The organism is Nostoc sp. UCD121 (assembly GCF_014222285.1).
In the GTDB taxonomy this organism is placed as follows: Bacteria; Cyanobacteriota; Cyanobacteriia; order Cyanobacteriales; family Nostocaceae; genus Nostoc.
Genome location: NZ_JACKZS010000283.1, coordinates 1 through 8,031, shown reverse-complemented (window position 1 = coordinate 8,031; position 8,031 = coordinate 1). Strand labels below are relative to the sequence as shown.

Annotated in this window: 8 protein-coding genes; 3 read left to right on the top strand and 5 right to left on the bottom strand. The window is 41.9% G+C overall.

The window, feature by feature from the left end; all coding sequences use genetic code 11:
- Positions 1-214: 214 nt before the first annotated feature.
- The 3 genes from GNF10_RS33295 to GNF10_RS33285 all read left to right on the top strand — a co-directional run bounded on the left by GNF10_RS33295 (position 215) and on the right by GNF10_RS33285 (position 1,981).
- The gene (locus tag GNF10_RS33295; RefSeq protein ID WP_185581474.1) at positions 215-403 is read left to right on the top strand and encodes a hypothetical protein; all 189 of its coding nucleotides are present in this window, start codon (positions 215-217) and stop codon (positions 401-403) included.
- A gap of 60 nt (positions 404-463) precedes the next feature.
- A complete protein-coding gene (locus GNF10_RS33290) occupies positions 464-1,054 on the top strand; it encodes a GNAT family N-acetyltransferase (RefSeq protein ID WP_311774254.1) in 591 nt (196 codons plus the stop codon).
- Between the two features lie 168 nt (positions 1,055-1,222).
- On the top strand, positions 1,223-1,981 hold the full coding sequence (locus tag GNF10_RS33285) for a HEAT repeat domain-containing protein (RefSeq protein WP_185585219.1): 759 nt from the start codon (positions 1,223-1,225) through the stop codon (positions 1,979-1,981).
- A gap of 47 nt (positions 1,982-2,028) precedes the next feature.
- Here GNF10_RS33285 and GNF10_RS33280 read toward each other — a convergent pair whose 3' ends face one another.
- The 5 genes from GNF10_RS33280 to GNF10_RS33260 all read right to left on the bottom strand — a co-directional run.
- On the bottom strand, positions 2,029-2,433 hold the full coding sequence (locus GNF10_RS33280; protein ID WP_094345013.1) for a phosphomannose isomerase type II C-terminal cupin domain: 405 nt from the start codon (positions 2,431-2,433) through the stop codon (positions 2,029-2,031).
- Between the two features lie 116 nt (positions 2,434-2,549).
- Positions 2,550-3,893, bottom strand: coding sequence for a sorbosone dehydrogenase family protein (locus tag GNF10_RS33275; RefSeq protein ID WP_185585220.1), 1,344 nt, complete (start codon positions 3,891-3,893; stop codon positions 2,550-2,552).
- 149 nt (positions 3,894-4,042) lie between these two features.
- Positions 4,043-5,239 carry an EAL domain-containing response regulator gene (locus GNF10_RS33270; RefSeq protein WP_185593002.1) on the bottom strand — a complete coding sequence of 399 codons (1,197 nt, stop codon included), beginning with the start codon at positions 5,237-5,239 and terminating at the stop codon, positions 4,043-4,045.
- A gap of 86 nt (positions 5,240-5,325) precedes the next feature.
- Entirely contained in the window at positions 5,326-5,826 is a 501-nt protein-coding gene (locus tag GNF10_RS33265; protein ID WP_185593004.1) for a PAS domain-containing protein, read from the bottom strand.
- A 566-nt stretch (positions 5,827-6,392) separates the two neighbouring features.
- Positions 6,393-8,031: glycoside hydrolase family 10 protein (locus GNF10_RS33260; RefSeq protein WP_185607378.1), on the bottom strand; the 1,639-nt coding region annotated here is incomplete at its 5' end.

The following is an 8,031-nucleotide window of genomic DNA, read 5'->3' as shown; positions in this document are numbered from 1 at the left end:
GCTAATAGTACTGTGGGGGCAGGGGCAGGGAGCAGGGGGAGATGAGGAAAATAAGGGGGAATTATTTAACAAGTTTCTTGCCCAATTCCCAATGCCCCATGCCCAATTCCCAATTCCCAATTCCCAAATACAGAAAATTGCTAAAATAAAGAATACTTCACAAATCTTCAGCTAAGTTCTCATAAAAGTTCTTAGCTCTCTTTACAATTAAAATATGGCTATTTTTCGTCAATACATCGCTCCACTGCTTGCAATACTGGTATTTTTATTTGCCCTAGTCGCAGTCAGCGCCCGCATCTTCTTACCATCAGATATGGCAGCACCCGCACCAATTGAAGAGGTAGGGGTAAGTTCTCAATCCACTCCTGATAATTTGCCACCAGTAGCACATACTAATTCGTAATTCGTAATTCGTAATTCGTAATTGGTATAACTCAGCTAGTTAACTCAATAAACGCTAGAAGTGTCTGAGCAACTATTACCGGGGTATATTATTCGCCGTGGTTCCTTATTGGAGCGATCGCTGCTGCTTAAATTCATGCAGCGAACTTACCAGGATCTCTTTCCCAATGAGGATTTTTCTCACCTAGAGCAAACAGTTAAGCAATACTTTTCTAGCGATACGCCCTTGTGGTGGGTAGAAGAAGAGAGGGAGCAGGGGGACAAGGGGACAAGGGGGCAAGGGGACAAGGAGAATAACTATACTCAATTCCCAATTCCCAATATTTCTCTGCGAGAGGCTGCGCCAACGACTTCGCTCAGTACAAGTTCCCAATTCCCCATTGCTTGCCTTTGGGTGGGTAATGCCATAGATCAAGTGCAGGGTAATCGTCATGCTCATATCTTTATCCTCTACGTTGTACCAGAACATCGGCGGCAAGGTATTGGTACAGCTTTGATGCGATATGTGGAAAATTGGGCAATTCAAAGAGGCGATCGCCAGATCGGATTACAAGTCTTTCAATCAAACAAACCCGCATTAAATCTTTACAATCAGTTAGGTTATCAAACCCAATCCCTGTGGATGGTAAAATTCCTGAGTGCAGAAAAATAAACTAGAGGATAGCCATAATATACTTTAGTGTTTGAGTATGTAGCAGTTCTCGTTTGGATAAAATTCAACGAGGGGAAAGGAAAGTGTATAATTACGCAACTTATAAAGTTTTAACTTATTGGCACGGGGGATTATGTGTTAATCCCTTTTCGGGATTGAAATGAAATTATGTATGACGAAGACGATCTAAGCCTACTCGATATTGAGGAGGAACTAGAAAGCCCCCTAGATAAAATAGAGCCATTAACTGACGATTCAGTTGTGGCGAAGCCTGATCCTGAATTGATGCTAGCCCTCCTGGAAAATCCCCAGCCCCAGCAAAGAATGTTAGCGGCGCGTGCTTTTTGTGATATAGAAGATGCGCGTGCTACTCCCCATCTGATTCGCCTGTTAACTGATATTTGTCCCTTAGTCCGGGTAAGTGCATCTTATGCTCTCGGACGCAATCCCAGTTCAGAAGCAGTGGCTCCATTAATTGCTCAACTAAACAGTGATTGGAATGGTTATGTGCGTAAAGGCGTTGTTTGGGCTTTAGGAAACTGTCGCGATCGCCGTTCTTTACCGCCCCTAGCAGATGCTTTAAGAACTGACATTTCCGCAGTGCGTTTGTGGGCTGCTAGCGCCTTGGCACAGATGGCAGAAGTGGGTTATGAAGCAGTTATCGGGGCAATACCACCGTTAATTGAAGCCTTAGTCAAAGATCCCGTGGCAGCAGTGCGGAGTAACTGTGCTTGGGCAATTGGTCAATTGTGCCGCGAACTACCTTCTAATGTAGTTTATGCCACTGCGATCGATGCTCTAATTCAAGCCTTTGCCGAAGACCAAGATTTGGGAGTCAGGGAAGACGCTAAAGCTTCACTGTTAGGAGTGGGCGATCCACGTGGCTTACAGCTAATTGAAACCCTGGAACAAGAAGGGTGGTTTTGATTTGGGTATGGGGCATTAATAACAGACGCGATTAATCGCGTCTTTCACTAACCTTCAGCTACAGCTTTGACCAAATTTAAATCATAAGGACGCTCAGTATCATCCTCGCCCAAATATTCCCCATTTTGAATTTCCAGAATAACTAGGGGGATATGTCCAGGATTTTCCACCTTATGTAGTGTTGCTGCGGGGACATAAGTTGACTCATTTCGATTCAGTAATATTTCCGCATCGCCACAAGTTACCTTGGCTACACCGGAGACTACAACCCAATGTTCATTGCGGTGATAATGAATTTGTGGTTTAATTCCATGCCTGGGCTTGATTTCAACACGGCTAATTCTATAAGTATCTCCCTCCTCGATCACTTCCACCTCACCCCAGTATCGTGTGCCTGAATGTGGAGGCAATTCGTTGATATTTGACTGAGTATTATTTTCATTGGGAGTCATAATCAATTTCTCAACCAGATAAGTATTAGGATTTTTCTGTAATTTACCAGTAAATGCGATAAACCTGGATAGGGATATACAGTCACAACTGCTGTAACTTTAATCTAAGGAATTCTTCATCCCCCCGTATACTGAATCCGATAAATCCGATTATTAGCTTCTTCTGTTAGCAGTAAACTGCCATCTGGCAGCACCAGTAAACCTACAGGTCGTCCCCAAGTGGTTGGTACAGAAGGATTTAGTAAAAACCCTGTGAGAAAGTCTTCGTAATAGCCAAGCGATCGCCCTTTAGCATCGAAGGGAACAAATACAATTTTATAACCAGTACCGCGATCGCGGTTCCAAGAACCTCGAAAAGCCGCAAAAGCACCGTTGCGGTATTTCTCTGGAAATCTCTTGCCATCATAAAACTGTAAACCCAATGCTGCTGAATGTGCTTGGAATAGCACATCTGGCGTTTGGGTACGAGATGCTAAATCGGGGCGTTTACTTTTTCCATCCGTTTTTTGACGCGGATCGAGGTTGTTTGGTGTCAGATAAGCATAAGGCCAGCCATAAAATGCCCCCTGTTTAACCCGTGTTAGATAATCTGGAACCAAATCATCACCAATTCCATCGCGTTCGTTAATAGTGGCGTAAAGTTCCTTAGTTACAGGATGAAAATCCAAACCAACAGGGTTACGCAAACCGGAAGCGAAAGTTTGCTGCTGGGAACCATCTAAATTCATCACCTGTATCGAAGCCCGTGGTAGGGGTTCCTCATCTACATTAGTTCCCGATCCAACTGAGACATATAATTTATTGCGATCGGGCGAGACAACGACATTGCGCGTCCAATGATTGTTATAACCTTCAGAAGGCAAGTCAGCGATTTTTTTCCCTTTACCCGTAATTTTGTTTTGATTTTGGGTATAGGGAAAACGCACCACAGCATCTGTATTCCCCAGGAAAAAGGAATTATCTGCAAAAGCCATACCAAATGGTCTATTAAGTCCGTTGTCCCCACTAGCAAAGGTTTCTCGAACTTCGGCTACACCGTCACCGTTGCTGTCACGTAACAAACGAATGCGGTTTTGCCCGGTTTCAGTCACCAGAACATCACCACTGGGAGTTAAAGCTAGCCAGCGTGGGGCATCTAAACCTTCAGCAAAGACGTTAACTGTAAAGCCTCTTGGTACGCGCAGCACCGGATTTTGCGGAATAGGCACAACTTCAGGCCGCTTGGAAGCACTTTCTGTTGCAAAGGGTGCTGGTAAATTCTTCAGATTTATCCGAATGGGTGTAGGTGAAAGTGCTTCAGTACGAACAATATTTTTTGGCTGTGTAGGATTCTGTGTCAGTTGGGCAGAAGGTACAGATTCTTGTAGTATGGGATTATCTGAGGAAGCGCGAGTCTGGTTACACGCTGCTGTCAAGGTTAGTAACAAAACTGGCAGCAAGAAACGCGCAAAGACTTTCATGGCGGTAGACACTTATGACACAATTTTCTTACTTTAGACTTGAGACTTAATAATTGTCACCAGTCTAAAGTCCGATTTTTCTTGCTTAGTAAAACTATCAGAGGATTAAGGACTAGGAAAATAATTTCCAATTTTTATTCATATAATCATTAGTTAGTCAAAAAAAATTTTTCAAATTCTGCTGCTGGCAGTGGACGACTAAATAGAAACCCTTGCATAGAATTACAGTTGTGTTGGCGCAAAAAGTCCAGTTCTGCTTCCGTTTCTACACCCTCAGCGATTACATTTAAATTGAGATTGTGAGCCATTTGAATTAATGCTTTAGTAATGGCAGATTTTTGCGGATCGTTAGCAACATTATGGATAAAATAACGGTCAATTTTTAATGTATTAATTGGTAAGTTTTTCAGATAGATTAGAGAAGAATAGCCTGTACCAAAATCATCGATCGCAATTTTGATACCCAAGGATTGCAATTTGGACATAGTAGCGATCGCACTATTTACGTCTTGCATAATCATACTTTCAGTCAGTTCCAGCTCTAAGTCATCTGGTCGCAAATTATTGAGAGTTATAAAATTGACTATTTTATTAATAAAATCTGGTTGGTTAAATTCAATCGCTGAGAGATTGACAGCAACAATCAAGGAATTAATTCCGGCATCACGCCAGGTTCTTATTTGTTTACATACACTTTTTAATACCCATTTACCGATTGGAACAATTAAAGCCGTAGACTCTGCTAACGGAATAAATTCTGTAGGGTAAACTATCCCTAATTCTGGACTTTGCCAGCGCAATAAACTTTCAGCAGATATTATTTTTCCAGAAGCAATATCGACTATTGGTTGATAATAAATTTCAAATTCTTGAAATTTATTTTGTTTGATAGCTCGGTGCAAGCTAATTTCTAACAACTGCATTTTGGGAGACAAGTTGTTAATTGTAGTCTGAGTAGATAAATATCTTTTTAAAGTAGCGTGTTTTTCCAACCGATTTATGATGGCACTTAATAACTCAGCCCGACTAAATGGCTTAGTTATATAGTCATCTGCCCCCATATCCATACCTTGACGAAAGTCAGATTTGGCAGATTTGGCAGTGAGAAAAATGAAGGGAATTGTTGCCGTTGATGGATCTTGGCGTAACGCGCTTAGAACGCCATAACCATCAATTTCTGGCATCATCATATCACAGAGAATTAAGTCAGGAACTTCACAGATAGCCAAATGCACGCCGATCCTACCATTAGCGGCAGCAATAGTTTCAAAATCCTCAGCTTCTAGCAAATCTAAAATGTTTTCACGGACTGCTTCCTCGTCTTCTATTATTAAAATTTTGGGCATAAGTTACCTGAATTTATTTTTTATTATTTAATGAGATAATGACAGTAAACTTTGTACCAAATCCCAGTGTACTTGTGACAAATATTTTATGTTTGTAGATATCTATAAACTTTTTTACAATTAAAATTTCTAATCGAATAAAAATATCTAGTCCAAAAGCCAGAATATTTAACTGTTTTCCACACTTGATAATCCGTGATAGCGAAAATCTTTTTGTTCATAAATTTACTACCCAAATCTTCCGAACTCTTGCAGATGTAAATTACTGCTGGGCTGGAGAAGAATAAATATTGCAGATGTTGGAAATTTTCAAGTAGCGTCCACCATATTTCCCAATATGAACGCCTAACTACATCTTGCGGTTGTAGCCTGCTAAAGTTGAGTGCTGTTTGGTTCGCTTTTAGCACGATGCCTTCTGTTATTAGCAATCCGATAAAATGGAAAGTGGTATTAAAGATAGTGCGAAATCGTCTTTCACCCTTATGCAATGCTACTTCTGCTACACGGGAGGTACTATTCACAGAAACTCCAATGAGGTGATTAGATTTGTCATGTCTGTCAGTACTATAGCGCGTGCTAGTGACCATTTGTACTTGGGTAATTGTCTCTTAACGAGAATTTGATATCCTACCTCAAATGAATTAATACTGGTGTCAATACTTGTCGGGTTTTGGGGAAAACGGGAAGAGGAAAGGGGAAAGGAAAAATATTTAACCTTTACCCTTTAACCTTTTCCCCAAACCCAGTTCCGAGTTAAAAATGCTTAACTGAGCAGTATTGATACTGGTATCACCTCTAGTTTTATACATCAAAAAATAGTTATCTAAAGCTGCTTATATTAAGTATTCTCCAATATTTTGGCCCTAAAGAAAGAGTAATATTTGGGATATAAACATAGCAAAAATTGTGTTAAGACTTACAAATTGGCTTATATCCCGGTAGTTGTGAATTGGGAAGATACAAAGAAGAAACTTGTTCAATGATTCTCCCTTGTCCCTTTGATCTCCCCCTACTCCCGTGCCTCTGAATACTTTTCGGTTAAGGGGGAAAGGGGAAAGGGTTTAAATTTACCTTTACCGCTTACCCTTTAAGCTTTCCCCAGACAAAAAAAAGATTGTTGGGTTTATCCAAAAAGTATTGCCCTGCCTCTTCACTAAGGATGCAACTGCACCCGCCGTTCGCCATAACGCAATAGTCTTTCTATAGTTACAAGCCGATTTTCCCAAACTTTGACTTGATAGGAATTCGACTTAATTTCTTGGCTCATCAATACTCGAAATTGAGACTGGAATCGAGTTAGAGAGGCTTTTGCCACTAGTAAATTACTAGGAGAAGGGGAAGCAGCAAGCTGATTTAAAGCACTGCGTAAAACTTCTGCCTGGTTGTTAAAATCTGATATTGTCTGGGCAGGTCTTTCTGGTGGGTCATTTTGGAAAACAAATTTCCATTCCCGTTGCAGCGCGGTGTAACGGATGGCGGCAGTTTGAAAAGGTTGGCGGTGGGGAATAGGTTCACTTGTCTTGGATTGAATTCTGCCTTGGGTACTAATGAAAAGTTTTTGTAGATCGTTATTAAAATTCTCTGCGGCAAAGAGTGCGTAACCACTAACTGGCAAGTCTCTTACCAACTGGAGTTGATCGAACGTCCCGATTGTTGGTAAAGAAAGTAAGCGAATTCCTGGCACTAACAATGTAGCTCCCAATTGTTTAGAGGCGATCCAGGGTTGGGCTAGTCGTTGAAAACGGGAAGTATCCAAAGCATAAGTCATGGGAACGATTAAATCCACATCTCCCCGCCTTGCCCAAGTTTCCCAGTTTTGTTGAATTTTCTGAATCCGCTCTTGTTCTGGCAAAGGAAATACAGCAGCCGACAAAATCAAATTCGGTCGTTTTTGTCGCAACTGCTCTGATACTTTGGCAACAAAGCTATCAACTTGCTCAGTGCGAAATGTTGTCCACTTTTGCCATAGTTCTGGTTGACTGGGAGAAATATTTATCGGATCTATGCCAGTAAGTTTCTGAAACTGCGCTCTTGCAGCTTTGCCATAGCCATAAATTCGACCTGCTGATGGGTCTTGAAACGGGTAGCGAATGTAGTCTAGCTGTAAACCATCCACGTCATAGCGAGTAACGATTTCCTCATACAGCTTGAGTAAGTATTGCCGAGCTTCGGGGTTGGCTGGGTCAAAGAATGGCTTAGTCTGTCCAACGGGAATCATGTTGCCAAGATTATCGTAGTTTGCCCAATCGGGATGAGCCGCCAGCACTGGCCCTGGATAATTTGGACTAACGTTGATAATCTCATTGTGCCGTTGATTGCCAGCAGCAAAAGTCCAAACCCAAGCGTGTAATTCCATGTCGCGCTCATGCGCTAATTTGACCGCATCTTTCAGTGGATCCCACCCACGAATTAAGGGGTTTTGCTCTTTTGCAACTTGGCTGGGATAAATGGTATAGCCTGCATTAACAGTTTCAAAAAAGACAGTATTAATCCCAGTTTGGGCCAAGCGATCAAAAATTTGGACTAGTCCCGCCTTGCTACCAGCACGAACAATCGTCCCTCTATCTAACCAAACTGCCCGAATTTCTGGTTGAGCCAACCTCCGATCAACTGGGAACTGCTGCCACAAAATTGTCTTTGCTGCCAGCCACTGCTGACGAGCCAGAGCATAGTTTTTTTGAGCAATCAATTGGGGTAAGCTTTTGGCAATTACCCTCACTTGTGCCAAGGCTTGGTCTTTGCTTGTGGCTAGCCCCTCCAATTTAGTTGAGGCTAATTGTATTGGCTGCTCC